At 50.2% G+C, this 26,038-nt stretch carries 26 protein-coding genes; 4 read left to right on the forward strand and 22 right to left on the reverse strand.

Going from position 1 to position 26,038, the window contains the following annotated elements:
• Nucleotides 1–7: 7 nt before the first annotated feature.
• Entirely contained in the window at nt 8–649 is a 642-nt protein-coding gene (leuD, locus tag Q0698_RS03335; protein ID WP_298633722.1) for a 3-isopropylmalate dehydratase small subunit, read from the reverse strand.
• Nucleotides 646–2,085 (reverse strand): 3-isopropylmalate dehydratase large subunit, encoded by a 1,440-nt coding sequence (leuC, locus tag Q0698_RS03340; protein ID WP_298633724.1) that lies wholly within the window; start codon nt 2,083–2,085, stop codon nt 646–648. The genes leuD and leuC overlap by 4 nt, the downstream gene beginning before the upstream one ends.
• Nucleotides 2,086–2,214: 129 nt before the next feature.
• Here leuC and Q0698_RS03345 point away from each other — a divergent pair, with 129 nt between their 5' ends.
• Entirely contained in the window at nt 2,215–3,114 is a 900-nt protein-coding gene (locus tag Q0698_RS03345; protein ID WP_298633726.1) for a LysR family transcriptional regulator, read from the forward strand.
• Between the two features lie 137 nt (nt 3,115–3,251).
• Here Q0698_RS03345 and Q0698_RS03350 read toward each other — a convergent pair whose 3' ends face one another.
• The 4 genes from Q0698_RS03350 to prmB all read right to left on the reverse strand — a co-directional run bounded on the left by Q0698_RS03350 (nt 3,252) and on the right by prmB (nt 7,517).
• Entirely contained in the window at nt 3,252–4,160 is a 909-nt protein-coding gene (locus Q0698_RS03350; RefSeq protein ID WP_298633728.1) for a hypothetical protein, read from the reverse strand.
• A gap of 87 nt (nt 4,161–4,247) precedes the next feature.
• Nucleotides 4,248–5,399: an MFS transporter gene (locus tag Q0698_RS03355; protein ID WP_298633730.1), complete on the reverse strand. Its 1,152-nt coding sequence runs from the start codon at nt 5,397–5,399 to the stop codon at nt 4,248–4,250.
• Between the two features lie 4 nt (nt 5,400–5,403).
• Entirely contained in the window at nt 5,404–6,486 is a 1,083-nt protein-coding gene (aroC, locus tag Q0698_RS03360) for a chorismate synthase (protein ID WP_298633732.1), read from the reverse strand.
• Nucleotides 6,487–6,593: 107 nt separating this feature from the next.
• On the reverse strand, nt 6,594–7,517 hold the full coding sequence (gene prmB, locus Q0698_RS03365; protein ID WP_298633733.1) for a 50S ribosomal protein L3 N(5)-glutamine methyltransferase: 924 nt from the start codon (nt 7,515–7,517) through the stop codon (nt 6,594–6,596).
• A 124-nt stretch (nt 7,518–7,641) separates the two neighbouring features.
• Here prmB and folE point away from each other — a divergent pair, with 124 nt between their 5' ends.
• Nucleotides 7,642–8,184, forward strand: a complete 543-nt coding sequence (gene folE / locus Q0698_RS03370; protein WP_298633735.1) for a GTP cyclohydrolase I FolE — start codon at nt 7,642–7,644, stop codon at nt 8,182–8,184.
• A 12-nt stretch (nt 8,185–8,196) separates the two neighbouring features.
• On the opposite strand, the gene Q0698_RS03375 is transcribed toward folE, so the two are convergent.
• The 5 genes from Q0698_RS03375 to htpG all read right to left on the reverse strand — a co-directional run bounded on the left by Q0698_RS03375 (nt 8,197) and on the right by htpG (nt 12,915).
• Nucleotides 8,197–9,054 (reverse strand): alpha/beta hydrolase, encoded by an 858-nt coding sequence (locus Q0698_RS03375; RefSeq protein ID WP_298633737.1) that lies wholly within the window; start codon nt 9,052–9,054, stop codon nt 8,197–8,199.
• A 12-nt stretch (nt 9,055–9,066) separates the two neighbouring features.
• The gene (locus tag Q0698_RS03380; protein WP_298633739.1) at nt 9,067–9,519 is read right to left on the reverse strand and encodes a histidine phosphatase family protein; all 453 of its coding nucleotides are present in this window, start codon (nt 9,517–9,519) and stop codon (nt 9,067–9,069) included.
• Nucleotides 9,516–9,794 carry a DUF4389 domain-containing protein gene (locus tag Q0698_RS03385; RefSeq protein ID WP_298633741.1) on the reverse strand — a complete coding sequence of 93 codons (279 nt, stop codon included), beginning with the start codon at nt 9,792–9,794 and terminating at the stop codon, nt 9,516–9,518. The genes Q0698_RS03380 and Q0698_RS03385 overlap by 4 nt, the downstream gene beginning before the upstream one ends.
• A complete protein-coding gene (locus tag Q0698_RS03390) occupies nt 9,791–10,816 on the reverse strand; it encodes an NAD(P)H-dependent glycerol-3-phosphate dehydrogenase (protein WP_298633743.1) in 1,026 nt (341 codons plus the stop codon). Before Q0698_RS03390 ends, Q0698_RS03385 begins: the two co-directional genes overlap by 4 nt.
• Before the next feature lie 197 nt (nt 10,817–11,013).
• A complete protein-coding gene (htpG, locus tag Q0698_RS03395) occupies nt 11,014–12,915 on the reverse strand; it encodes a molecular chaperone HtpG (protein WP_298633745.1) in 1,902 nt (633 codons plus the stop codon).
• A 104-nt stretch (nt 12,916–13,019) separates the two neighbouring features.
• On the opposite strand from htpG, the gene Q0698_RS03400 reads away from it, so the two are divergent.
• Entirely contained in the window at nt 13,020–13,886 is an 867-nt protein-coding gene (locus tag Q0698_RS03400) for a diacylglycerol kinase family protein (RefSeq protein WP_298633746.1), read from the forward strand.
• Here Q0698_RS03400 and Q0698_RS03405 read toward each other — a convergent pair.
• A complete protein-coding gene (locus Q0698_RS03405; RefSeq protein WP_298633748.1) occupies nt 13,883–14,344 on the reverse strand; it encodes a PaaI family thioesterase in 462 nt (153 codons plus the stop codon). The two genes, Q0698_RS03400 and Q0698_RS03405, sit on opposite strands and share 4 nt — an antisense overlap.
• Nucleotides 14,344–14,823, reverse strand: a complete 480-nt coding sequence (locus Q0698_RS03410) for a PaaI family thioesterase (RefSeq protein ID WP_298633750.1) — start codon at nt 14,821–14,823, stop codon at nt 14,344–14,346. Before Q0698_RS03410 ends, Q0698_RS03405 begins: the two co-directional genes overlap by 1 nt.
• A gap of 301 nt (nt 14,824–15,124) precedes the next feature.
• Between Q0698_RS03410 and Q0698_RS03415 the strand changes: the two genes are divergently transcribed.
• Nucleotides 15,125–15,655 (forward strand): Mpo1-like protein, encoded by a 531-nt coding sequence (locus Q0698_RS03415; RefSeq protein WP_298633752.1) that lies wholly within the window; start codon nt 15,125–15,127, stop codon nt 15,653–15,655.
• A 194-nt stretch (nt 15,656–15,849) separates the two neighbouring features.
• Here the strand turns inward: Q0698_RS03415 and Q0698_RS03420 are convergent, their stop codons facing one another.
• Genes Q0698_RS03420 through Q0698_RS03460 form a run of 9 tightly spaced genes read right to left on the reverse strand, consistent with a single transcriptional unit; the run spans nt 15,850 to nt 26,038 of the window.
• Nucleotides 15,850–18,165 carry an SUMF1/EgtB/PvdO family nonheme iron enzyme gene (locus Q0698_RS03420; protein WP_298633754.1) on the reverse strand — a complete coding sequence of 772 codons (2,316 nt, stop codon included), beginning with the start codon at nt 18,163–18,165 and terminating at the stop codon, nt 15,850–15,852.
• Nucleotides 18,162–19,469: a PP2C family serine/threonine-protein phosphatase gene (locus Q0698_RS03425; protein ID WP_298633756.1), complete on the reverse strand. Its 1,308-nt coding sequence runs from the start codon at nt 19,467–19,469 to the stop codon at nt 18,162–18,164. Before Q0698_RS03425 ends, Q0698_RS03420 begins: the two co-directional genes overlap by 4 nt.
• Nucleotides 19,470–19,472: 3 nt before the next feature.
• A complete protein-coding gene (locus Q0698_RS03430; RefSeq protein ID WP_298633758.1) occupies nt 19,473–20,321 on the reverse strand; it encodes a VWA domain-containing protein in 849 nt (282 codons plus the stop codon).
• Nucleotides 20,322–20,324: 3 nt separating this feature from the next.
• Nucleotides 20,325–21,752 (reverse strand): FHA domain-containing protein, encoded by a 1,428-nt coding sequence (locus tag Q0698_RS03435; RefSeq protein ID WP_298633760.1) that lies wholly within the window; start codon nt 21,750–21,752, stop codon nt 20,325–20,327.
• Nucleotides 21,752–22,516: a protein phosphatase 2C domain-containing protein gene (locus Q0698_RS03440; RefSeq protein ID WP_298633762.1), complete on the reverse strand. Its 765-nt coding sequence runs from the start codon at nt 22,514–22,516 to the stop codon at nt 21,752–21,754. The genes Q0698_RS03435 and Q0698_RS03440 overlap by 1 nt, the downstream gene beginning before the upstream one ends.
• On the reverse strand, nt 22,517–23,242 hold the full coding sequence (locus Q0698_RS03445) for an FHA domain-containing protein (RefSeq protein ID WP_298633763.1): 726 nt from the start codon (nt 23,240–23,242) through the stop codon (nt 22,517–22,519).
• A 5-nt stretch (nt 23,243–23,247) separates the two neighbouring features.
• Entirely contained in the window at nt 23,248–24,057 is an 810-nt protein-coding gene (locus tag Q0698_RS03450; RefSeq protein ID WP_298633764.1) for a MotA/TolQ/ExbB proton channel family protein, read from the reverse strand.
• Complete coding sequence (locus tag Q0698_RS03455; protein WP_298633765.1) at nt 24,054–24,323, reverse strand: FHA domain-containing protein; 270 nt, start codon at nt 24,321–24,323, stop codon at nt 24,054–24,056. Before Q0698_RS03455 ends, Q0698_RS03450 begins: the two co-directional genes overlap by 4 nt.
• Nucleotides 24,320–26,038, reverse strand: coding sequence for a M4 family metallopeptidase (locus Q0698_RS03460; RefSeq protein ID WP_298634252.1), 1,719 nt, complete (start codon nt 26,036–26,038; stop codon nt 24,320–24,322). The genes Q0698_RS03455 and Q0698_RS03460 overlap by 4 nt, the downstream gene beginning before the upstream one ends.

Raw genomic sequence — 26,038 nt, forward strand, 5'->3', positions numbered from 1 at the left:
CCATCTCTTAATCTATCGCAACCCATGGGTAACGCTGTAAATGTTGCGCTTCGAAGGCGGCAATTGCCGAGCGATCTTCAAGCGTTAAACCAATATCATCAAGGCCGTTTAGCAAGCAGTGCTGACGAAAATCATCAATCTCAAAATCGAAGCTTTCGCCATCGGTCGTACTCACCGTCTTTGCCGTCAAGTTCACGTCAAGCTTAAAGCCCTCGTTAGCCGCGAGCTTTTTGAACAGCGACTCAACGACGTCGCTCGGCAATACAATGGCTAATAAGCCGTTTTTAAAGCAGTTATTATAGAAGATATCGGCAAAGCTTGGCGCAATCACTACGCGAAAGCCATAATCCTCTAATGCCCATGGCGCATGCTCTCGTGAGGAACCACATCCGAAGTTTTCACGAGCCAACAAAATTTCTGCGCCCTGATATCGGGCGAAGTTCAACGGGAATTCTGGATTGAGGGGTCTTCCTGCACAGTCTTGATCGGGCTGACCTTCATCTAAGTAACGAAGCTCATCAAACAAGTTCTTACCGAACCCAGTCCGCTTGATCGACTTCAGGAACTGCTTGGGGATGATCATATCGGTGTCAACGTTGGCTCTGTCCATTGGCGCAACCAACGCATTTAAACGAGTAAATGCCTTCACGCTGACACCTCCGTGTTAATAAATTCACGAACGTCAACAAAATGACCGGCAATCGAAGCTGCCGCGGCCATGGCAGGCGATACGAGGTGAGTTCGACCACCCCACCCCTGACGACCTTCGAAATTACGATTGGAAGTCGAGGCGCAGTGTTCACCCGCGCCCAACTTATCCGCATTCATTGCCAAGCACATGGAACAACCTGGCTCGCGCCACTGAAGCCCCGCCGCCACGAAAATCTTGTCCAGGCCTTCTGCTTCGGCCTGAGCCTTAACTTGCTGTGATCCAGGTACTACTAGCGCTTCCTTAACGGAGGTGGCTACCTGACGCCCTTCAACTACCTTCGCCGCTTCACGTAAATCTTCAATTCGAGAGTTAGTGCACGAACCAATAAATACTTTATCCACGTTGATGGAGGTGATGGCTTGATTAGCACTTAAGCCCATGTAGCTTAACGCCCGCTCAATAGAAGAGCGTTTAACGCTATCCTGCTCGGCCGCAGGATCGGGAACGTTTTGATCCACCGCTAGCGTCATTTCAGGGGAAGTCCCCCAGGAAACCTGAGGCTTGATCTCGGCAGCCTGAAGAACGACTTCGTGATCGAATACCGCATCGCTATCGCTGTGCAGCGTTGACCAGTAGCCAAGTGCTTGATTCCAAGCATCGCCCTTGGGCGCATATTCTCGGCCCTTAACATAATCCAAGGTCACCGCATCAACCGCTACTAGCCCTGCGCGAGCACCGCCTTCAATAGCCATATTACACAGCGACATTCGCCCTTCCATGGATAGCTGCTCAATCGCAGAACCCGCAAACTCAATGGCGTAGCCATTACCGCCTGCAGTACCAATTTTAGCGATAATCGCCAAAGCGATATCCTTACCGGTGATATAGGCAGGAAGATCGCCCTCAACGCGAACTCGCATGTTCTTCATTTTACGCTGAATTAGGCACTGCGTCGCCAAGACATGCTCAACTTCAGAGGTACCGATACCATGAGCTAACGCGCCCAATGCACCGTGAGTCGACGTATGCGAATCACCACACACAACGGTCATACCGGGCAGTGTTGCGCCGGTCTCTGGACCCACAACGTGAACAATACCCTGCTTAGCATCGTTAATCTTGAACTCGGTAATACCGAACTCATCACAGTTATCATCCAATGTTTGCACTTGGATTTTCGACACTGGATCTTGAATACCCGCAACGCCAAGCTGACGTTCCGTAGTGGTCGTCGGGACGTTATGGTCCGGTGTAGCCACATTGGCAGATACTCGCCACGGCTTACGACCGGCGATACGCAGCCCTTCGAAAGCCTGCGGCGAAGTTACTTCATGGAGGAGATGGCGATCAATGTAGATCAATGCTGTGCCATCTGCGCGCTCTTGAACTAAGTGCACCTCCCACAATTTGTCGTACAAGGTAGATCCCGCCACCTGTCTCTCCTAAATCAAATAATTGTTGTACACATGGAGTGTACGCACCAGATCGGATAAAATAAATTCATCTTATGTATCAGTTCGATTACAATAAGTAATCTCTTTTCACTAGGCTCGAGAATTGTTATGGACACGCAAAGTTTAAAAGCTTTTTTATGGGTTGCAGAAACTGGCTCTTTCTCCGAGGCAGCCGAATCATTGCACCTCACTCAACCTGCTGTATCAAAACGTATTGCATCACTGGAAGACCAGTTGAATGTTCGTCTATTTGATCGCATTAACCGCCGTGTCAGCCTAACCGAAAGTGGTCGAGTACTCCTCCCGCGCGCGCAACTCATTCTCAAGGAAGTGATGGATGCACGTCGTGTACTCCGTGATATGACCGGCGAAATTGAAGGTCCGCTAAAAATGGCAACGAGTCATCACGTTGGCTTGCACCGCTTACCACCCGTGCTGAAGGACTTCGCCAAAAGCTACCCAAAGGTTTCCCCAGACATGGCTTTCATGGATTCAGAGAAAGCCTATGAAGAGGTTCTTGCCGGGCGCCAGGAATTAGCAGTCGTGACGCTAGCACCCACCACTAACTCGAATCTGAACACCTACCCAATTTGGCGAGATGACCTCGTATTTGTGGTAGGTAAAGAGCATGCCTTGGCTGAAGTAGGTGAACTGAATATTGAATCGATGTCAAAGTGGCCTGCAATTTTACCCGGTGACGTCACCTACACGGGACGGATCGTTAAGCATCTGTTCGAATCGCGTGAAGTACCTTTGCACGTGGCAATGTCTACCAACTACTTAGAAACTATTAAGATGCTGGTCAACGTTGGCATGGGCTGGAGTGTGCTGCCTCGTTGTATGAGCGATGACTTAGTTCAGTTTGAGCTCACCGACGTAGAAATTTCCCGTAACCTTGGCGTAATCTGGCATAAAGCGCGTACGCTCTCTAATGCGGCGAAGGCATTTATCGGTAGTCTGAATGAGCATCGTGATGAAGGTATTGCGGACATTCCGGCAATCGATTAATCGATAAGCGCATTCTGGTAACACCAACTACGCTTATTGCTTAAACCAATCAGGCCGCTCGTTGAGCGGCCTGATTGGTTTAGATGAGTAATATTGAAATCTCGATAGAACTCGATACTACAATATAAATCGGCAACTTATTCCGCTAAAATTGTCGGGTTACGCTTAATCTCTTCGGCGCGAGAATAGGCTGCGTTGGCAGCACGCTGATTGCCCGCCCGATCAAAAGCGGTGGCAGCTTGATAGTGCTCTGCTACCGCATCAATTGCGGTTCGACGCTGCTCGTTTGGCGTCAAGCCTTCATTTTTGAACAGCGCTTCACTCAGACTCGCCACTTCTAGCCAGGCTTCGCCCGAAGTTTCGTCACGCCCCGTCATCGCAATGAGTTGCGCCTTAATTTGTAGTTGCTCAATCTCCATTGACGTTAACACGTTGATCAACGCTAGCGCCTCGACGCCCGGGTTATTCACAGCCTCCTGCAAACGCCTTAGCTCATTGATACGTAAGTCAACATCTGACAGAAGCTCCTCAACTCGGTCTTCATCGATCGGATCATCATCAAGTTTAGCCTCGCCGCGAAGTGAGTTGCTGATAAGCCACCATTCATTCCGTAGCTGATCTCGCCAGGCTACCGCACTCACAACCGCTTGACTCCAACTCGCTTCCTCCAACTTACTAACCGTCCATTCTCGCGAGCTCGCCATTTGGAAATCTAGCGCTTCTAGCTGACTAGTCGCTTCTTCCATCCAATCCTCGAGTGGGTCTTCTTCAAGCTGGAACGTTGGAGTTCGCTCGGCTGAAACAGTTTGTAGCGTTAGTGGCCAAGCATCCGCACCAGCAATCGTACAGGCTGAGATTCGCTCGCCGCCACTCGCGTTACAGCGCGCTTTGATACTACGCTGTCGCGTTTCACAAGCGCTACGCCATTCGCCTTGGGTAATTGCAGTACAGTCACATTGAATGACAGCGCATTGATCAACCGCCTGCGCATTGATGTTGACACTAACCAGACAGATGGCCGCAATAATAGAGAATCGGTAAAACATAAAAACACCGTTTTATTGTTATTTTGGAAATACTTTCATTTTAGTTTCGCTGATTTTGACGCGCGTCGCAAGTTTTGAATAATTTGGCTAGTTTATAGCTGGCTGACGGGGCATATATAGCACCCATAAAATCAACGCTAATGCCGATGAACAGGCGGCGAAAAGAAAACTAGCCAGGTTAGAATAAAGCCAAATTTCACCGCCGATCAAAGCACCAAAAGCACCGCCCAAACCGAAACAGATCGCGGCGTAAAAGGCTTGTGCTTTATCAGCAGCTTTGGCCGGTATGACTTGAGCTAACCAAATCATGCTCGCTCCGTGATGAGCGGCATAGCTAAACGCATGTAATAATTGAGTAAGTGCCACCCAAGCAGGATCAACCACCCAGTAGGCCAGAACAACCCATCGAACCGTCGATAAGAATAAACAAATAGGTAATGCTGTCGAAATTTTCCAGCGGTGGAAAAGCCTGGTCATCCCCCAGAACATCAGCACCTCAGCAACCACAGCCAAAGCCCACAGGTAGGAAATACCTGATCGCGAAAATGAATTTTCCTCTAAGAACAATGAAAATAGTGCGTAGTAGACACCGTGAGACACCTGCAAGAGAAAAGCGGTCAAAAAGAAGACGATGACGTGGCGCTGTTTAAGAGAAGCACGAAATCCTTCACCGTTATGCTTAGCAATAGTTCGGGAGGGTTCGGGCACCGAGCTTAGCGCCACTCCCAACAGAACCAAAGTTGCGAGTAGAATCACCGGGACCGAGGCACTTGAGCCGTTAGCTAAGAGTTCGCCCAAGCCCATCACCAATGCAATGAAGCTAATTGAACCCCAAATGCGAATTTGGCCGTAGCGAGCGGGATCCTCACTGAACCAATCCAGCGTCAACGCTTCCAGAATTGGTAAAATCGCGTTCCAAAAAAAGCTGTAGAGGGCTACGCTAACGAGAATAACCGTTAAATTGCTAGAGTAAACTAAAGGTATCGCAGACGCTGCGCTCAACCAAGCCAGCCAACGCATCACTTGGACTCGAGACCCCGTTTTCTCGGCGAAGTAGGCCGCGAAATACGGCCCGAGAATTCGCGCTAGGAAAGAGATGGCGAAGACGACCCCAATGGTTCGACCGTCAAAGCCAATATCAGCTAGATACAACCCCCAATAGGGCACCCAAATACCCAGCAGCGCAAAATAGAAGCTATACACACCCGACAGGCGTTTTACCGGTATTCGGATAGCCACGGGCTTAGATTTTCGGTGTTATTGTAGTCACACCTTGATTCTGAGCGCGATGGCGAAGTACATGATCAAGTAGTGTTATCGCCATCATTGCTTCAGCGATGGGTACCGCACGAATACCCACACAGGGGTCATGACGCCCCTTGGTTATCAGCTCGGTACTATTGCCTTCGATATCAATCGTCTCGCCCGAAACGGTAATACTTGAGGTGGGCTTCATCGCAATACTGGCGACGATATCCTGTCCGGTGGAAATACCACCCAGGACGCCTCCGGCGTGATTCGATTTAAAGCCCTGCGGGGTCATTTCATCACGATGTTCAGAGCCGCGCTGCGCAATACAGTCGAAGCCAGCGCCAATCTCGACGCCCTTAACCGCATTAATACTCATCAGACTATGCGCCAATTCAGCATCCAAACGATCGAATACCGGCTCTCCTAAGCCCACTTCAACACCGGTTGCGACCACTGTCACTTTAGCACCCACGGAATCTCCATCTCGTCGCAACTGAATCATGTAAGCCTCGAGTTCTTCGATTTTGCTGGGATCGGCACAGAAAAACGGATTGTCCTCTACCCCTTCCCACGACACCAAAGGCACGGCAATGGGACCAAGCTGAGAAAGGTAGGCACGCACTTCGATACCCAATTGCTTTAATACCTGCTTGGCCACGGTTCCGGCGGCAACACGCATTGCTGTCTCGCGTGCCGAAGAACGACCACCACCACGGTAGTCGCGGATGCCATATTTTTGCCAATAGGTGTAGTCGGCATGCCCTGGGCGAAACTTATGCTTGATCTCACCGTAATCCTTGGAACGTTGATCCGTGTTCTCGATCACCATCCCAATAGAGGTACCGGTGGTTTTACCTTCAAAGACGCCAGATAGAATACGAACCTCATCCGCCTCGCGACGTTGGGTGGTAAATTTAGACTGTCCTGGCTTGCGGCGATCGAGATCAACTTGCAGTATTGCTTCATTCAGTTCAATACCAGGAGGACAGCCATCAACCACGCATCCTAACGCTACACCATGGCTCTCGCCGAAGGTGCTCACTGAAAATAATTTGCCGATACTGTTGCCGGACATAGTCCTTCCTTAATGTAGTAATACGTTGGTCAGTCACACTACCAGTACGTGAAACGTCGATTAAAGCCATCATAGCGAGGCTACGACTGCGTGCCTAGTCGCGTGGGTTATCGTGTAGAGAAGGCGTCTTTATGTGCCAACAGCTCACCGGCTGTTAGCAAGAATACACCATGCCCACCGCGTTCAAATTCCAACCAAGTAAACGGGATTTCGGGATAGGCATCCTGCAAGTGAACCCAGGAATTACCCAACTCACAAATCAGAATACCTTCTTCGCTAAGATGCTTCGGTGCCTCAATGAGTATTCGACGAACCAAATCCAAGCCATCATTACCGGCAGCTAAGGCCAGTTCAGGCTCATGATGATACTCTGCTGGCAAATCCGACATATCCTGCGCATCCACATACGGAGGGTTGGAAACGATAATGTCATACTTACGGCCGGTTAAGCTGTCAAAAAGGTCGGAATTTACAGCGACCACTCGGTGCCCCATCTGATGCCAGGCAATATTTTCTGCCGCGACTGCGAGCGCATCGGTAGAAATATCTGCCAAATCTACCTCCGCATGTGGGAATGAATCGGCGCAAGCTAAGCCGATGCAACCACTGCCCGTGCACAAATCAAGGATTCGCTTAGGCTCCGACACCAACCACGGCTGAAAACCTGATTCAATCAGTTCTGCGATGGGGCTGCGAGGAATTAGTACCCGTTCATCAACCTTGAAGCGCATACCGCAAAACCACGCATAACCCAATAGATAAGGCGTTGGGACTCGCTCTTCCGCACGGCGGGAAAGTAACTTCAGCACCTGTTTTCGCTCGCTTAGCACCAAACGAGCATCTAATACCATCTGATCGCTCTCGGGAGGAAGGTTCAAGGTATGAAGAACGATCTGGACTGCATCATCCCACGCGTTATCGGTACCGTGACCAAAATACAAGCCTGCACGCTCGAACGACGTTGCGCCCCAACGGATATAGTCACGAACGGTGATCAACTCTGTCACTAACGAATCAATTGAATCCTGCATTATTTCCCACTCAAGTAGTTATTACCCTATAATACGAAGCATAGATCCTAAACCCAAGTTTTTACGTAAGGATCGTACAAGTTTTTATTCGTGTTCCTTTCATCTGACCAAAAAGAGACGACAAATGGAAAAGGCATTTGCCAGTATCATCGAAGCCATTGGTGAAGATTTAAATCGCCCTGGTCTGCAAGACACCCCTAAACGCGCTGCCAAGGCGTTTGAGTTCCTCAACCAAGGCTACTCTCAAGATCTCGAGACGGTCATTAACGGTGCCCTCTTCCCAAGTGACTCTCGTGAAATGGTCATCGTGAAGGATATCGAGCTGTATTCGCTCTGCGAACATCACCTGCTGCCATTTATCGGTAAGGCCCATATTGCCTATCTTCCAACGGGAAAAGTACTGGGTTTATCTAAACTGGCACGTATTGTCGATATGTTTGCCCGACGTCTACAGATTCAGGAGTCGCTCACCCATCAAATCGCGACAACGATCCAAGAAGTTACCGGCGCCGATGGCGTAGCTGTGGTGGTAGAAGCTAAGCATATGTGCATGATGATGCGCGGCGTTCAGAAGCAAAATTCATCGATGAAGACTTCAGCCATGCTGGGTAAATTCAAAGAGCGATCGGAAACTCGTGCCGAGTTTCTCTCGTTGATCTCTGATTAACTAGCAAGGTCTTTATGAAACCAGTGATTGATAACTTTGTATCAATCGCTGGGCAATGTCATTAGCCGGTGATTCCATATGTAAATGATGTTCTCCTACTAAGGCGAAGCTCTCCACCCCGGTTAACTCACGCAACTTTGCACGCCAACGATTCATATCACTGCGCTCACATTCCGCATAGAATAGTTGAATATCGCATTCGATGGCGGCCATAGCCTGTTCCATTTGCGCACGCGTCAAACGCACCGGTGATGCGGCCATAAGCTGTCGGTCAGATGACCATTCAAAGCCTCGCTCCGTTTCCCGGACCCCACGTTCCGTTAAGGCCATGGCAGCACTCTCACTCAGCTTAAACATCCCTCTTCGACGGGCAATCACCGCACTTTCAAAACTCGGGAACGCTCGCTTTTCACTTTGCTCAGCTAACTGATTCGTTACCGATTCGCGTAGCTGGGAGACAAACTCTTGATCGCCGGCCAACATCGGCCAACCACCATCTAGCCACGCTAAATGTGCGACGCGTTCTGGCGCTACCGCGGCAATAAGCGTTGCGATAGCGGCGCCTCGCGAGTGAGCCACCAGCGCAAAGCGCCGCCAACCCATCTGGTTAGCCACTGCCAGCACCTCAGTAATATCCGCCCAGATTGAGTAGCCCGCGGAGGCAGAGCGATGGTCACTTCGCCCATGGCCGGCCAGATCCAACGCTAGAACAGGATGCGGCGCCAACAGCGGCGCTAGACGATGAAAGCTCGCGGCATTATCCAGCCAACCGTGCAGCGCAATAACGGGTATAGTCTGCTCGTCATGCTGACCATCGTAATAGATCCCCGTCAGCGTGAGATCGGCGCATTTAAACTGTTTTTCGTGCATCAAGAGAGGTTCTCAGACGGAGTGATTTAAGGAGCGAAGCTCCATACACGCTGCGGCCATAACGTCGCCCTCAAGCACCGCCAACGAAGCCGGAGACATCGGGCAATCATAGGGCGATAAACCTGATAACTTTGCCACCAATGAACTAACCAATGGCTGATGACTAACGAGAAGTAAGTCCTGTTTCTGTTCGGGTAGCAAGTTTAGCAAGTTCACCAACGAGGCCTCAGGCGTGATCAATCGGGTAGTTTGAAAGCTTGCCTCTGCACCCAGTAACACCTTCGCCGTTTGCTGAGTGCGTTGATAAGGACTAACCCAAGTCTCAATCGAAGCCATGGCTGTTCGCCATTGCGGAACGAGTTGTTCAATTTGCGCCACTCCAAAATCTGTCAGTTGGCGATCAAAATCCATACTGTCATTCAACCAGCGCTCAGCCGTGCCGTGACGCAGAATGTATAATTTCACTCCGCGTCTGGCCAATCCGATAGTGGAAACGGACGACGATCCGAACGGTAGACCAAGAAGTCATTAATCTGTAGCACCCAACGAGCAAGTTGGCTGCCCAGCGGTGTTAGCGCCTCAATCGGCTCCTGTCTAACCAGCGCAGCCAACGCCTGAACAATCGCTACAACACCGATAAGAAACTGTATCACCGGCACCACTAACCAAAAGATGGCCATTAACAGCAAACGCACCCAATGGGCGTCCTCGAAAAAACGATAGTTAGATTCTGGTTTCATATTCCCTTTACCTTATGTTCAACATCCGTGGCCTGTTGTGCTGTCATGAGCGAAGTAATAATCTCGCTAATTTCAACATGCTCGTAAATCAGTCTATATAGCCCATCAACTAGTGGCATTCTCACCCCTAACTCATGCGCCTTGTCGTACACAGTTTTAAGCGTAGCAACGCCCTCGGCTGTTTGGCCGATCTCAGCAACCGCCTGCTCTAGGGTTTTACCCTGACCCAATGCTTGGCCTACTCGATAGTTACGAGAAAGTGGCGAGGTACAGGTTACAAATAGGTCACCCACACCCGCTAGCCCCATAAAGGTCATCGGTTCGGCACCTAGTTCACTCGCCAAGCGACACATTTCAGCCAGTGAACGCGTGATCAACATGCTAACGGTATTTTGACCCAACTGCATACTGCCCGTGATTCCCGCGATAATGGCGTAGATATTCTTCAGTGCTCCAGCGAGTTCCGCACCTTGAGGATCATCTCCGGCATAAACGCGGAAAGTAGGCGATGCGAGAACGCTCTGTGAGGCTTCAACTACTTTTATTGAGGCACTGGCTACTAACGTTGCAGTGAACTGGTCATCAGCGATTTCCTTAGCTAGATTGGGACCTGATAAAACGCCGACCGGATTGTGTGGTAAATACTCCTGAATGACTTCACTCATTAAACGGAAGCCGTCGGCGCGAATCCCCTTGGCAGTAGATAGGATTAGCGTGTTACGAGAAATGCAGTGTGCTAGCTGAATACAGACGGTATCGTAAGCCGATGATGGCACCGCCATGATAATAAGCTCAGCGTCTTCAATAGCTGCGTCAAAATCACTCGTGATAGTCAGACGTTTATCCAACATAAAACCAGGGAAATACTCTGCATTCTCGCGGCTGTTCATGACCTCTTTCGCGCGTTCTTCATTGCGCATCCACAGGGCACAGTCAACACCATTTCCCGCCACCAAATTGGCTAAAACTGTTCCGAAGCTTCCACCGCCTAACACGGCAACTTTTGTTGTAGTTTGTGTCATAGTATCCCGTAACGCGAAGGTAGTTATTACCCACGCTTAACTCTGTATATCTCAAGCATAGTCAATGCCTAGATTGTTATTTTTATTATTCTAAGCCATAAAAAAGTGCGAATCGCATTCGCCATTCGCACGTTAGCTTAACAGACTCCAAGGTAAATGAGGTATGGCAAAGATCAACCAGACCTCAACCCCATCAACTAATTAGACAACTCAAGCAATAACTTATTAAGTCGCGCAACAAATGTTGCAGGATCTTCTAGCTGATCACCCGCTGCTAGCTTCGCTTGACCTAATAATAGGTGACTGAGCTCAGCAAAGCGATCTTCATCACTCTCGGCATCCATTTTGGCCACCAAAGCGTGCTCGACATTCAACTCTAAGGTTGGCTTAGCAGACGGAACTTCTTGACCAGCCGCCTCCATAAGTTTGCGCATCTGCAGTCCCATTTCGTCATCCGCTACCACTAGGCACGCTGGAGACTCAACCAATCGGGTAGTAGCGCGAACTGCCTCAACCTCATCAGCCAACACTGCTTGAACGCGTTCAAGTAGTGCCTTGTTCGTCTCAGAAGCCGCTTCAGCGGCCTTTTTGTCGGCCTCATCTTCCAAGTCACCTAGATCAAGAGAACCTTTCGCAACATCTTTAAAACTCTTACCATCAAACTCGTTGAGATGAGCAATAAACCACTCATCCACACGATCTGTTAGCAGTAACACCTCAATACCCTTGCGGCGGAATACTTCTAGGTGCGGGCTGTTCTTAGCGGTATTGAAGTTCTCAGCGCAGACAAAGTAGATATCCTTCTGGCCTTCCTTCATGCGAGAGATATACGCTTCGAGGCTTTGATCCTGAACCGGTGTTTCACTCTGTGTGGTGGCAAAGCGCAACAGCTTAGCAATCTTTTCTTTGTTGTTAGCGTCTTCGGCAGGACCTTCTTTTAAAACCGAACCAAACTCATTCCAAACCTCTTGGTAGACGTCTGGCTCTTTGTTCGCCAGCTTACTCAACATATCCAACGAGCGCTTGGTCAGGGCATTCTTCATCGAGTCTACCGCTGGGTCCTGCTGGAGGATTTCCCGGGAAACGTTCAAACTCAGGTCATTCGAATCCACTACACCCTTAATGAAACGCAGGTAAAGTGGCAGGAACTGTTCGGCGTCATCCATGATAAACGTGCGCTGAACATACAGTTTCAATCCGCGGCTAGCTTCGCGGTGATAGAGGTCGAATGGCGCCTTCTTCGGCACGAACAATAAGCTGGTATATTCCAGTTTACCTTCGACACGATTATGACTCCACTTAGCAGGGTCTTGGAAGTCATTGCTAATGTGCTTGTAGAAGGTTTGATACTCCTCATCACTGACTTCCTGGCGTGAACGCGCCCACAGTGCGGTGGCATCGTTAACGGCCTCGTATTCAGGTGTTTCCGGCTGCTCCTCTTCACCGTAGTGAGCCTTCTCCATTTCAACCGGAATGGCAATATGATCCGAGTACTTCTTGATAATGCTACGCAGGCGGAAGTTATCCGCAAATTCTTTGCCCTCTTCCTTCAGCGTCAACACAATGCGTGTGCCGCGCTCAGCCTTTTCTGCCGTCGCAATTTCGAAATCAGCTTCGCCAGTAGAAGACCAATGCACGCCATTAGCCGCCTCTTCGCCCGCTTTACGTGTAAAGACATCTACTTTATCCGCCACAATGAAGGCCGAATAGAAACCAACACCGAACTGACCAATTAGCTGAGAATCCTTCTGCTGGTCACCACTGAGGTTCTTAATGAACTCAGAGGTACCAGAACGCGCGATGGTACCAAGATTAGCCATCGCCTCATCGCGTGTCATGCCAATACCATTGTCGTCAATCGTTAAAGTACCTGCATCCGCATCGAAGCTAATTCGAATACGTAAATTTGGATCGGTTTCGTACAGAGAATCATTACTCAAAGCTTCGAAGCGCAGCTTATCCGCTGCATCAGAGGCGTTTGAGATTAACTCGCGAAGGAAAATTTCTTTGTTTGAATACAAAGAATGAATCATTAACTGAAGCAACTGTTTCGCTTCGGTTTGAAAACCATGTTTTTCGTTAGCGGTTTCTGCCGTCATGATGAACTCCTAAATAGGCGGTTTATTATCTGTCTCAATAAATGGGGGTGCGATGGCAATATTTCAAGGTATCATAGGTCGAAAAATATAATAGGTTTAAAACTATGTGGCACGGCTTCATCAATCAACAATCGGGTAGCGGCGCCTCCCTCTCTAGTAGACTATCTCGCAAATGCACTCAGCACCCCAATATTGAATGGCACCAAACCCACTCCGAACAGGAACAGCGAAAACAGTTGCAGGAACTCATAGCCCGTGGAGAGCAATACTTTTTGGTCGCCGGTGGCGATGGTACCCTTCACCGCGCCTTAAATGCCCTACAACCCAGCGAGTCTCAACCACTCTGCCTGGCACCTGTGCCAAAGGGATCAGGTAACGACTGGTGCAGGTCTCTCGGAGCACCACTCAATTTTTCTCGAGCGCTAGCGCTAACGCTCAGCAACCCCACTCGATCGATCGATTTTTTCAAGGTCACGGCCGATGAATATTCTGCACTGGGACTGAATAGTGTGGGTTGCGGCTTTGATACCCAGGTTTTGACCTATTTGCAGGAAAACCCTCAGCGACGCTTTAAATACTGGCGTTCGCTATGGGCGATGTTAAAGGAACGCAAAAGCATAACGCTTAATGTTAAGGCACGCCGAATAGAACGTATTCTTCTTTTAATTGGCAAGGGACGCTTCGCTGGGTCAGGGATGTGTCTATTACCTCAGGCCAACTTAAACAATGGAACGCTTGCGGTGACCGAGGTTGCTCCACTTAGTAATGCAGCGCTATACCGAGAACTACTTCGTTTAAAAACCGGCGGATTTATCAGTAATCCCAACGTTCTCCACTATCAACAACAGCAGCTGGAGTTCGAATTCGAACAAGCCACGACGATTCAAATTGATGGCGAACTCTACCCGCCAACTAAGTCGCTAAAGATTGAATTAATACGGAATGCGCTTCGCGTCCCGATTTATAGTTAGTTACCAGGCACAACTTCTGGGACAGGCTTAATCAGGAAATGGGCTCGGGCATTGGCAATTGGGGTATCTTCGGATGTCTGCCAAGCACTAATGGAAACATTCACGACGTTTCTGCCACGACGGACTACTTCAGCACGTGCAAAGGTGTCCTGATCACGCCCAGCACGAATATAATCAATGGAAAAGTCGACAACCTTTGGCAGTGTGGTAACTTTCGTTTCGTAGAGGACTTCCAACATGGCAACCACTTCCATGAAGCCACCAATAACCCCACCATGAATAGCCGGTAAACTTGGGTTACCGATATTGTCAGGGTTTTTGGGAAGCTTAAAAATAAGATCATTACCCAGCTGCATACCTTCTACACCAATGAGCTGGGCATAGGGTATCGCGTCCACCAAACTATCAATAGCACCGTATTCCTGAGCCTCAACCAAGGCCGATAAACTCGTTTCCATTACGCTTCCTCCACTGCAAACTGTTGCAACCAATCTTCAAGTCCGGCGCTCGCCGTCTTGTCTAACTGCATAAAAGTTGCCGTGCAGTGAGCGATGGGTTCGTCTTCCTCACCCTCATGAAAAGCAATGCCTCGAGTAAAGATCACGTTAGTCGTTTTACGGTAAACTTCGGCAAAGCCATACACGGTCTTTCTCGGTTCGGCTGGGCGCATATAGTCAATACGCAAGTCAAGTGTTGGTGCGAGGCCCCATGGATCTAACGCTGAGGCTGAAGCAAAGCCACAGGTAGTATCTAGCAGGGTAGTTAGGGCACCGCCGTGAATAATCTCCCTATCTCTATCACCCAACATATCTTCTTTCCACGGCATTGCCAGTTTGAGCTTTCCGGCTGAGGCCTCTACGGTAGATATGCCTAACACTTCACAATGGCGAATTGACGGAATAACGGCTTTCATGAGCTGCGTGTAATTGATATTCATGACGATCAGTCTTTATTAGTTAACATTTGCCTAGTGTAGCGTAATTCGTCTCCAGCGCTGTAACTTCGGTGATCAAATAGTTGTCTAGACACGCCAATGTCTATTGACTTTGACGTGGTAACACTTCGCTACTGCGATGCAAAACTAACGCGCCTAACCTCAGAACTTTTCCGTAATTAAGGTGGTTCGCTGTCGCCGCTAATACTGAGCTAGTAGCTCTATTACTAAGCCTTCGCATTTACAAAACAGCCTGTAACACTTATAAATAGGACTACAGAATAATAATGGAGCGGCTAACGCCATGAAGACGATTGATCAACAACTTATCAGCTATGCCAGCTATCACCGTAATTTCAAGAATATCCTCACCCACTTCGTAGGCGTACCCTTGATTTACCTATCGGTGGTTAGTCTACTCTCTCGCCCAGTGATTACTCTGGCGAGCGATGCCATCACCTTTAGCTTCACACCTGCCTATCTCCTAGCCGCCATCCTCTGTTTTTATTATCTGCGCCTTCACCGTGGTTTAGGCCTCTTAATGTTACTCTTTAACGCGGGATGTTTTGCACTAGCCGGATTATTTGCGGATTACAGTACCGGCCTATGGCTAGCAGTAAGTATTGCGCTATTTGTGATTGGCTGGATCATTCAGTTCATCGGACATTACTTTGAAGGGAAAAAACCGGCCTTCGTGGACGATATCATGGGCTTGGCGATTGGCCCGCTGTTTGTGGTAGCGGAGTGGGCCTTTATGCTTGGCGCATTTAAATCACTCAACGCAAAAATCGAAGCCCATTTTGACGTGGCTCAATATCGTGACAGCGAAGACTAGCAACGAATAAGTACTCAGTCTTGTTACAACGGCGCCGTTGATCCAGAAATTCGCGACCTAGTACGACCGAGGAACAAACTGCGACCGCGCGATCAAACTGCTTTCTGAGTTGCTCAGAGAGCAGTATTCGGTAATTCGAGCATGTACCGTGCACTGCCCCGCCACTCGCCGTCAAGTTAACGACGCTACGGACGCTATCTGCTCCTCGCCAATCTAAAACCCACATCCGTGAAGGTCGCATCGCGTTGATCGCTATTTCGGTAGGGTGAAGCCACTTGCTCTACCGAGCCCGCCCAGCCACCGCCGCGCATTGAACGGACACTGCAGTCGGCCTTACGAATCCACGCCGAGCCATCATTCGGCGCACCGTTATAATCATTATAGAAGCAGTCTTCTACCCACTCATTAACGTTGCCAGCCATGTCATAGAGGCCAAAGCTATTGGCTCGATAACTACCAACCTCAACCGGGCCATCATCACCGCTATAACAGGCGCCATTGTCTCCCCGACCGTAGCGCGCGTCATCACAGTAAAGCGTATTGCCCGAACTGTAACGAGTACTCGAGCCAGCTCGCGCAGCGTATTCCCATTCAGCCTCAGACGGAAGGCGATAGGATGATCCCGTTTCACGGTTCAGCCAGCTAATAAAGCGTTGAACGTCGTCCCACGAAACACTTCTTACTGGCTCGTCATCGCCAAACGAAGATGAATTCGCCGGTGCTGTGCAGCCGTTCGCGTTAACACATTCACGATACTGCTCCCAGCTAACTTCGGTCTTCTGTAATTCAAACGCAGGAACATTAACGCGATGCACAGGCTTCTCGTCCGTGTAGACATCACCGCCCATGTTAAAGCGCCCTGCCGGGATCGCCACCATCTGTGCGTTAATCTGTGCTATTGGCGTTGCCTGCTCAAGCGTTATCGTCCAATTAGAACCTTGATTCAAATCAATACTGCCCTCAAAGCGTTCATAACCACTTGCGATGACCCGGACTCGATGGGTGCCACGGGGAAGTTGCACCCCAGGGCTATAGGTCACATTCGCTGGTAAGTCGGGTAGGATTACCCGCGCGTTAGACGGTATCAAGGTTAGAGTTAGTGGGACTAAATCTTGGGTTAAGGTGAAGTCAAACTGGCGGTTGTTGCGGTCCACCGAAATACGCTCATCAACATTAGAATAGCCATTCGTTCCACGAACCTGTACTCGATGCTCACCCTGAGTCAGGGCAGTGGCCGCACCATTGGCAACGCGAGTGCCATTGATAGATATTGAGTCAACCGCTGAGTTTGGCTGCACATTGACCGACACCTGATGCAGCTGAACCTCTTCACTTCCGTCATCATTGCCAATAATAGGATCTGTATTCTTCGCAAAGGGATTAACAATAACTACCGCAATCACGGCGACAGCTACCACACCTAGAATGACTTGAACGACACGCCCTCCTCCACTTATCGGGACCGAGGACGACGCTGTACCGGAACTCTTCTGCTGTGAGGCGGGGCCCGACTTTGGCGTCGACGCTGCGGAGCCCGACGTGCGAGGACCTGCAGGCTTTGGTGGCGGAGTAGCTGGCTGTACAGGTTCATTGGTTTGGGCCGACTCCAACGAAGCATTCATCACTTCACGATAAGCATGTACGTCACGAAGTCGATGCTTACGAATTACCGCCATACCCTGCCAGACCGCGAGGATAAAGCCCGCGGGGAAATTTGGGTAGGACGAGGGGTTTAACGCCGCTAGGGGGTCAGGGTCGCCGTCATCCATCTCGTCACGACGAGCCGTTGCCTCGATAGGTTTTACCCCGGTAATACAGCGGTAGAGCGTAGCCGACAGACTATATATATCGGTCCAAGGCCCCTGATTCTTGGTACTCTCTGAGTACTGTTCAATCGGCGAATAACCTGCCGAGATAACACCCGTGATTGACTGTGAAGCCTCCGCCGCAACCCGCCGAGCCGCACCGAAGTCCAATAACATCGCGTTGCCATCCGTGCCGATATAAACATTTCCTGGCTTAATGTCGCGGTGAAGTAAGCCTGCCTGATGCACTTTTTCCAGCGCAGAAAGTAATTGCACTGTCCACGCAACCAGCTGCTGCGGGCCAACCTTACCACCGCTTTTTTTCATATATTGAGTGAGCGTTTCCCCCTCGACAAATCCCATGACCATATAAGCCGTTTGATTGGCTTTCACCAACCGCTTTACGGGTACGACACCGGGGTGTTGGAACTGGGCCAAAACCCTAGCTTCTTCCACGAAGCTCGTTAAACCTTTTTCATAGGATGACTCATCTTCACGACTAATTGGCCGAATAGACACACTGTCAGTATTACGGTTGGCCAAATGCTTCGGGAAATATTCCTTAAGCGCTACGTAGCACGCAAGCGTGCTATCCCAAGCCTTATAGGTGATCCCAAACCCGCCCTGGCCGAGGACAGCTTGAATCTCGTACTCGCCGAGTTGGGTGCCGATAGGTAGGTGACTAGATTCGTGTTCTCTACTCATAGGACTTCCATTGATACCGTTGAAGAGCGCAACAGCTGACGCTCGAATTTTCGTTTTAACTCAATCTCACCCTGCTTGTCGCGCAGGTCTTGACACTCACCATTGCGATCCTCAAGTTTGACACGATACTTTCCCGGGGGTATCGGTAAACTGACTATCTGCTCAGAGCCATCGTCAATGGAAGTAAGAACGATTCGAATGCCGTTATCTTGTGCTTCGTACACTTCCTCAATCATACAGATTGAGCTGGCTTCGCGGCTGTTCGATTCCGAGCTTGCCAACTCGACATCTTCATCGGAATTCCCCCCCCATACCACCAGTACAATGACAAATAACACTAAAGCCAAGGCAATAAGTCGATCTCTACGTCTATTCATGGGTGCTGAAGCAACATCGTTCGCGTACCGATCGTCGGTTGGGACCGAAGCTGCGCTGGTAGAGCCTGAATGGACTGTATCATGCTGGGCTTGCTTCGCCTCAGAGCGTTCAGCATCCTTCGGTATTTGCGCTGGGTGACCGTCCTCATTCACCGTATCGGCTGCCACGGTCGAACTTTCATCATTCTTCATTAACTGTGTCTCGCTCACTTCGTAGTAATAGGCAATGGCAGTGGTGTTATCGGCCTTAGGTGCCTTGCGCTCACAGGCCTGCTCAACTAAATGATCGAGTAGCTGTTGCGATGGAACCGTCGCAAAATGGGTTAATTCATCATCGTTTACGCCCTCCCAAAAGCCATCACTGACTGCCAGTACAACATCCTTAGGCTGGAGTAATTTATACGCTATTCTGGGTTTCACCACCTTCTTGGGCCCAATGCTCTGATAGAGTTTGCCCTGTTCTGGATGATCAGCCATCTCAGCGTCGTCAATTTCTCCCTCGTCAAGCAGCATTTGGACAACTGAGTGATCTCGGGTACGCCAAAGTGCTTTGTCACTGCATAGATAAATCCGCGAATCGCCCACGGTCAATGTGAACAGTTGATCCTGTTGGATGATGGCTATCGCCACAGTACTGTGAGCGTCAGTAGCCTGCTCATTGCTCGCTAAGATGTGTTGAAATTCGCTAACAATCGGGTTAAACCACGCCCTTAGTTCTGTCTTAGCATCATCCGAACTCAATTCAGTTAACTTATCAGCGGCTGACGTTACCAGCTCAATAATGAGTTTGGCGGCAACCTCTCCCGCTTCGTGGCCGCCTAGACCATCGGCTACAATAAGAAGTTGATGTGTGTCCGTCTCAATCGTGGCGAAGCGATCCTCTTGGTAGTCCCGATCTCCCTGTCGTTGCGAATAATAGATAGCCACTTACTAACTTCCCTCAATTAATGCGAGCAATAATTTGCCAATAAACGAACCCGAGGACGAGGAATAGAAACCCTGCCCTGTATCAGCTAGCCGTTCCATAATTCGGGCCGCTTCAGGATTATTCTTCGGATCGGTTAGGACCACCGAAACGGTCTGACTCATATCCCCTGACGACCCCGCCACGAACTGACGTACTAGGCCCTCGGCTCTACTCTGATAGGTGGCAACATCGTCCGTAAAGACAACAATTCGGCGCTCTTTTGCCTCGGGCCTAAAGGGCATTGCTACGGCAATTTCTAGACCAGCCGATAGCGCCTCACCGTCATAGAGATAATCGCCTCCGCCGATACCCCAGCCCTCTCGAACCTGATCAACAAAACGATTAAGTGCTTGGATATCCTGCGCGCTAGACATTTCACGGAGATTAAATACTTGGGTAGGTTGATCAAAGCCATAGTCACCAAAGGTTACAATCCCAACCGAAAAAGTCGGTGCAAGTCGTGCCAACAGCGCAACGAGATCCGACGTCGTGTTCTTCAAACCATCAATTGATTCATCCATACTGCCGGTTACATCTAACACGATAACCAGGTCAATATCCTTCAAGACAAAGGCCTCTTCAGGAACTGGAGGACAAACTGGGCAAGTTTGTATTACCGGGTCTGGACAAGCCGCCGGGACTGGCACTACCGGCGATGGGTCTGCACAAACGGGTGCCGGCGGATTATCCGACGTCTTCGGAAAGAAGGGCAGTGCAATCACCGCGAGTAGAATAAACGCTCCCATTGCCGAGGCGAATAGATCAACCGCGGACATATTGAAGGCACTGACTTCCCGCTTTTTACGCTTCATAGTTTAATCCAGCAGTTCTACATTAAGGAAGACGCCGCCTAGCGCTAACTTATCGCCAGCGCTTAGTGCAACCACCTGCCCCACTTGAAGCGGGATATCGTTCACCTGTGTGCCGTTCGAACTGCCTAAGTCGGTTAACTTAAGCCCATTGTCTTCCACCCAGATACGCGCATGTGCCCGTGACACTTGTGGATTAGCAATGACAACCTGAGCTTGAGAGGCGTTTTTACCAATCACCATACCCTTCTCAGCCTGTCGCAGTGCGCCGCCATCAATTCTAACTCGATAGGGATTACCGCCGCCGTCATGGCCACTCAGTAGCACGTCATTAAAACGAGCCTTGGCTTCCTCTAATGCCGTCTGACGCTTACGCGAACGAATTACGACTAGCAATAAAGCTATCAGCCCGATGACGCCTGCCACGGCACCCATCAAGGTCAGCTGCCGCTTGCGCGACGCCTCGTGCTCTGCCCGGTCCATTGCGGCTTGACGGGCTTGTTGCTCTTCTTCTAACGCCGCCGCCGCAGCTTCAAGTTCGGCAGCCTGTTCCGCTTCCGCAGCAGCTTGAGCGGCTTCAGCTTCAGTGCGTTGTGCCGCGAGTTCGGCTTCCCGCGCAGCAAGTTCAGCCTCCGCTTCACGAGCCGCCGCAGCGGCCGCTTCCGATTGCTCTCGCTCTGCTTCCGCTCGGGCCGCAGCCTCTTCAGCAGCCTGTCGCTGGGCTTCAAGTTCCGCTTGCTGCTCAGCAAGCTCCGCTTCGATACGTTCGAGTTCCGCTTGAGCGGCTTGGCGGGCTGCATCCGCCTCTTGCTCCAAGGTAGGGCAGGCCTCGCTAGCAATGGATAGTTTAACATTCTTACTCTGCAGCAAAGCCATTAGTGCACCAAGGCCTTTAGCATTCACTGGTGTCTCCGAGCCACTCAATTCCGAAGCAAACACACCGGAGAACTGGTCAATGTTCCAGCCTGCTAATTCACCGCAGCGATTCAATACCATCGACCCCACTTCGGCCAGAGAGTAGCTCAAGTCATGCTGGAAAACGCCACCCTCTAACTGCGCTAACACAAAGCCCGATCGCTGTTCATCGGCTGTTAACAGGGCAATACGTTCACCTGCCCTCAACTCACCCGTACTGAACGTCAGAGGCGCGAAGTTCGCGCCCTTCACGGAGAGTATCGTAAACCCCGTTTCAGGGTCAGCAGCTAGGAGATCAGCCTGAAGACGAGCCCCTGTAGTAGGGTCAATCACCGCAAACGAATCACCATTATCAAGCAGACTCCGGCGGGTGACGACTATCTGCTGCGTGACTGGAATCGCAAGCCCTTTCGCTATCGTGTCGCCGCGCTTATTGGATAAAACCTCTAAAGCCGGCTGCGCCATGGTTGATACGCTTAATAGCGCGGCTAAAACGGCGGTCGCAAAGATAAATTTCATTAAGACTCACTCCCTTCCTGTACTTTGATCAACGCGATCGATACGTTGTCCTGTTTCGGATGATTTTCTTTGTGAACAGCTCGCATTAGCCGCTCCGTAATAACCGTGGCTGGCTCTCTCATTTGTTCCCGAATCAAATGAGCAATATGGCCATCACTAAGCGTTTGAATACCGTCTGAAGCCAGTAAGAGCACGTCATCGCCACGAAGTGCTAGGGGGTTATCGGCGACGTCATTGACCGTCAGTGACTTTTTACCCTGTAAAACGTTCATCAACTGATGGCGCTTGGCATTAGACTTAGCTTCTTCCCAGCTGATAATGCCGGCCCGCGCCGCGCGATCGAGATGACCGCCATAGGACTCATCCACATTAAGCCGAATGAGCTCTCCGTTGCGGAACAGCCACAGAGGCGAATCACCGATACTTAACCAGCTAATGCCCTGTTCATCAGCGAGAAGAGACACCAAAGTGGTGCCCATTGAAGTTAAGGTGTCGTCCGTTTTAATCGCTCGAGCCAAGGCATTATTTGCTGCTCCCGCAAGTTGAAGCCAATGCATTGCCCGATCATTACTCAGCGGGTCAAAGCGACTCACTAAGGCTTCAAGTGCAGCCGCGGCGGCTACCTCACCACCCACCGTTCCACCCATGCCATCGCAGACTACGGCTAGTAGTTTGCCATCAGCGAGATGTTGTGCAGTGATACAATCCTGCTGATACGCTCTTCGCCCTTGCCATTGGCTTACACCTACGTCAAAAGTAAACATTTAGTCCCAACCAAAGCCTTCGTTGCAAAGGGCTACAAATCGAAGTGAAGTAGCTCCAAGCGTGAGTTCATCACCACCAGCCATCGCCACTGGCGTCAAGATTGGCGAACCATTGAGATAACCCAATGACTTACCCGTGCCCGGCCCCACATAAAAGGCACGCGCATTCGGGTCGTAAATTACGGTAATATGGGATTCTCGAGAAATACCACCATCGCCGAAGTTCAAGTTGATTCGTGCTCCGGAACGGCCGACTGAATTTTGTCCATAGCCTATTGTGGCCACTTCACCCTTACCCGGGCCATCAGTAACCACTAACCAACCAACTGGCGGATCCAGCATTGCTGCAGAATTCTGCTCGGGAGCTACGGCACTTTCAGTCGTTGTGGAAGCGGCTGGCACGGAAGGTCGAGGTACTCGATAGACTTGTGTGGCCTCATCGTCGTCTTCCACAAAGGTCCTTGCGGGTGTCTGTTTGGCTCCACTCAGGTTGACCTCTACCTCTTCAATATCCAGTGCACGAGTAGGATCTGCCATCGGTTCGGTCGCTCCCACGGCGTTAGCTGAGAAGGGCGCGGTCGCCTCGTCGTCGTCAAAATTACTTGGGCTACGTCTATCCGCATTAGGATCGTAGGGTGCAGTGGCATCATCATCTTGATAATCCGCCTTGAACGGGACGGTATCTACTACGATAGGCTTTCCATCTGGGCCAATTTTTGCAGGCATAACAATTACCTCTCTTGCGATTCGTACAAACGATTAATGAGATTGTGCAGGCAGTAGCGGCCAATGCGATTGACCCCTTCTTCCTCTTTTGCCTGCACGATATGAATAAGGAATACCAGTACCGCGGACTGCAGTAGCGCAACTAACGTGGTATTAAAGGCAATGCCTAACTTCGCGGTGAGCAAGCCCATCCACGCTTTAATGGCATCGCCATCCGTTACCTCCGGCATGTTCCCCGCTTCGCTCAAGGCCAGTGAAATCCCTACTACCGTGCCAATGAAACCAAGCGTGGGTAATAACCAACTTATGTAGCGCAGCATATTGTATTTAATATCCAGCTCGGCATGGATGAGATCAAGCGAGGTGTTTAATAAACTATCGGCCTGCGCTACCGAGTCATTCAATCGGAACTGTTGAATGGTGCGCATAATTAATTCCTGAAGATAATAAAGCCGCTGTGAGCCCGCTCCGCGAATGGAAAGCACTATGCTGCCCAAATCTTTACCGCGTAGCAGCGTTTCTTCGTCCTCGGGTAGTAGTCTCAGGCCAAGCTGCTGCGCTTCGATATTGGCACGTTGATTGCGGATCCATAATTCGCCCAACCCAAAGAAAAAGAATATCCACATCAAATTCTGAATAGTGAACGGATAGAGATCATTCGTTCTATCGATAAGCACATCCACAATACGAATACCCTCGGCAGGCGTATTCAGCGCTAGATCAATCACCAATATCCAAATGACTGCCACTATCACAGAGATTAACGCCACAGTGACCCTCAAATGACTCTCTTTGATCTCCAAAATATTGGTCACACCCTCTCTCCCTTTAAAAATTCGTTCAATATGCCGCTGAGACGTCCAATTTTCACGCGGTCCGTCAATTTCAACTGAGCATTCTTAACCGTTTTCCACTCTCCGTCTCGCTCTACAAAGCAACCGTGAGTTGAGTTCGAGTCAACTAACAAACAGCTGTCCCCACTCACCGTAACTTCGCAGTGAAAACGAGAGATGCTTGGATCGTTCATGACTAACGTATTGCTAGCATCTCGCCCCAGAAAATGAGTACTAAACTTGTTCATGACTTACGCTCCAGCGTGATCCGATTTGCGAGCATTAGCGCATCACCCACTAGCCATCGAACAGGCTGCATCGCCCCAATCGCTTGGCCGTTTAGCACAACGCCGGTTTGACTATTTAAATCCGTTACCCAGAGATCTTCACCAATTAGGCAAACTCGAAGATGACGTCTAGAAACCGCCGCATTAGCGATGACTACATGACTAAACTTTTGAGATCGCCCAAACACCTGACCATCCTTCGTTCGCAGTAGCGACTGATCTAAATACAACTTGGCCCCGTCGATGTGGACCTTATAGGAAGGTTCAGAGCTGCTGGCACGTCCTCTTAACGGCTTTGGCTCTGAGCCATTCCAAGCAGGACTGGCAGCCTGATTGGTGACCTCTGCAAAGGGTTGCCTTCTACTTAACCATAACAAAGCACCACCCGCAGCCAATAGCAGTCCAATAAGCCACCAACGTTGACCATCTGACTCACTATTAGCAGCCGGTTCGGTAGGTTGCGGGGCATTCATCACTGGGTCTGGATTCGGGGTTGGCGTCGTTACTACCGGATCTGGCGCGGGAAGAGGATCGTTCTGCGGAGGAACTACCACAGGATCTGCTGCAGAATCTACAACCGGAGGCGTTTCCGTAGGTTCGGTTGGTGGTGACTGAGAGCTTGGCGCTTGAGGAAGCGGGACAAACTGAATACCCACTGCATCTAAGGCAGCTACCAGAGACTGCACCTCAGTACTACCATGGCCAAATAATTCGACCGCAGCGAGCTGAAATTTTTCTCGAGCATCGCGAAAATCAGTATAGGGATGCATCAGTGTGGCGCCACTATGCCAAATTGATAGCGCCCTGTATGAACCAATACCGGTCACGCTAGGCCCGGAACCAAGACGGCGGTGTTGACCGCCCTGCGCAAGCAGGTAGAAGGCGTGATTGATGATTCCCGAGTTATAATGAACGCCGCCCCAGTCACCCTGCGCAGTGTTAGGCAACTTGACATATTGATTCATATGATCAGGTTGATCATGATTATTAGGGCTAATCATATCGCGAAGCGGCTGACCCACATCTCTTAGCTGCCAAAGCGCATCGGAACGGGCTTGAATGTCGGCGGCATTGTTGGGTCGACCCGATTCAAGCCATTGACGGAAGACGACACCAAAGGCATCAGCTAAGGCTTCATTGAGCGCACCTGACTGAAATTCGTATTCCAGCGCAGAGTTGTAACCAATGAAAGCATGATAAGCCTCATGACCTACCACTTCTTCAAGCGCCATCGTGGTCTTGCTAAACGCATCAAAGGACAATTCGTTGCCTTGACGGACACTCATAGCATCAAAGACGTCACCATCGCCGCACTCGAAGGGCTCACCATCTGAACCGCGATTCATATTAACGAGCAGGTTGTGCCGTAAACCTCTCCCATCTACGCCATCCATGCCCATCATCCTTCGGAAGGCATCGTAGTATTGCGCATTTTGGCTAATCGCCATCACCAGTCGGTCACCGTTCCCTTCAAGGCGATTTTGATAAACAAGAATATCACCATCTGCTCTGCCGGAGAGTGCCACCAAATAGCGCCACCATTGGTCTTGGGATGGTCGATTTTTATGTTGGGCGCAGAAACGCTGATAGTCAAAGATATGCGCTACCGGCTGATTCGCAAAGCTCAAGGAGGAGATACCAAATAGGGCGAGCAATATCGTTAGGCGAACTAACAT

Source organism: uncultured Umboniibacter sp., from assembly GCF_947497555.1.
Lineage (GTDB): Bacteria > Pseudomonadota > Gammaproteobacteria > Pseudomonadales > DSM-25080 > Umboniibacter.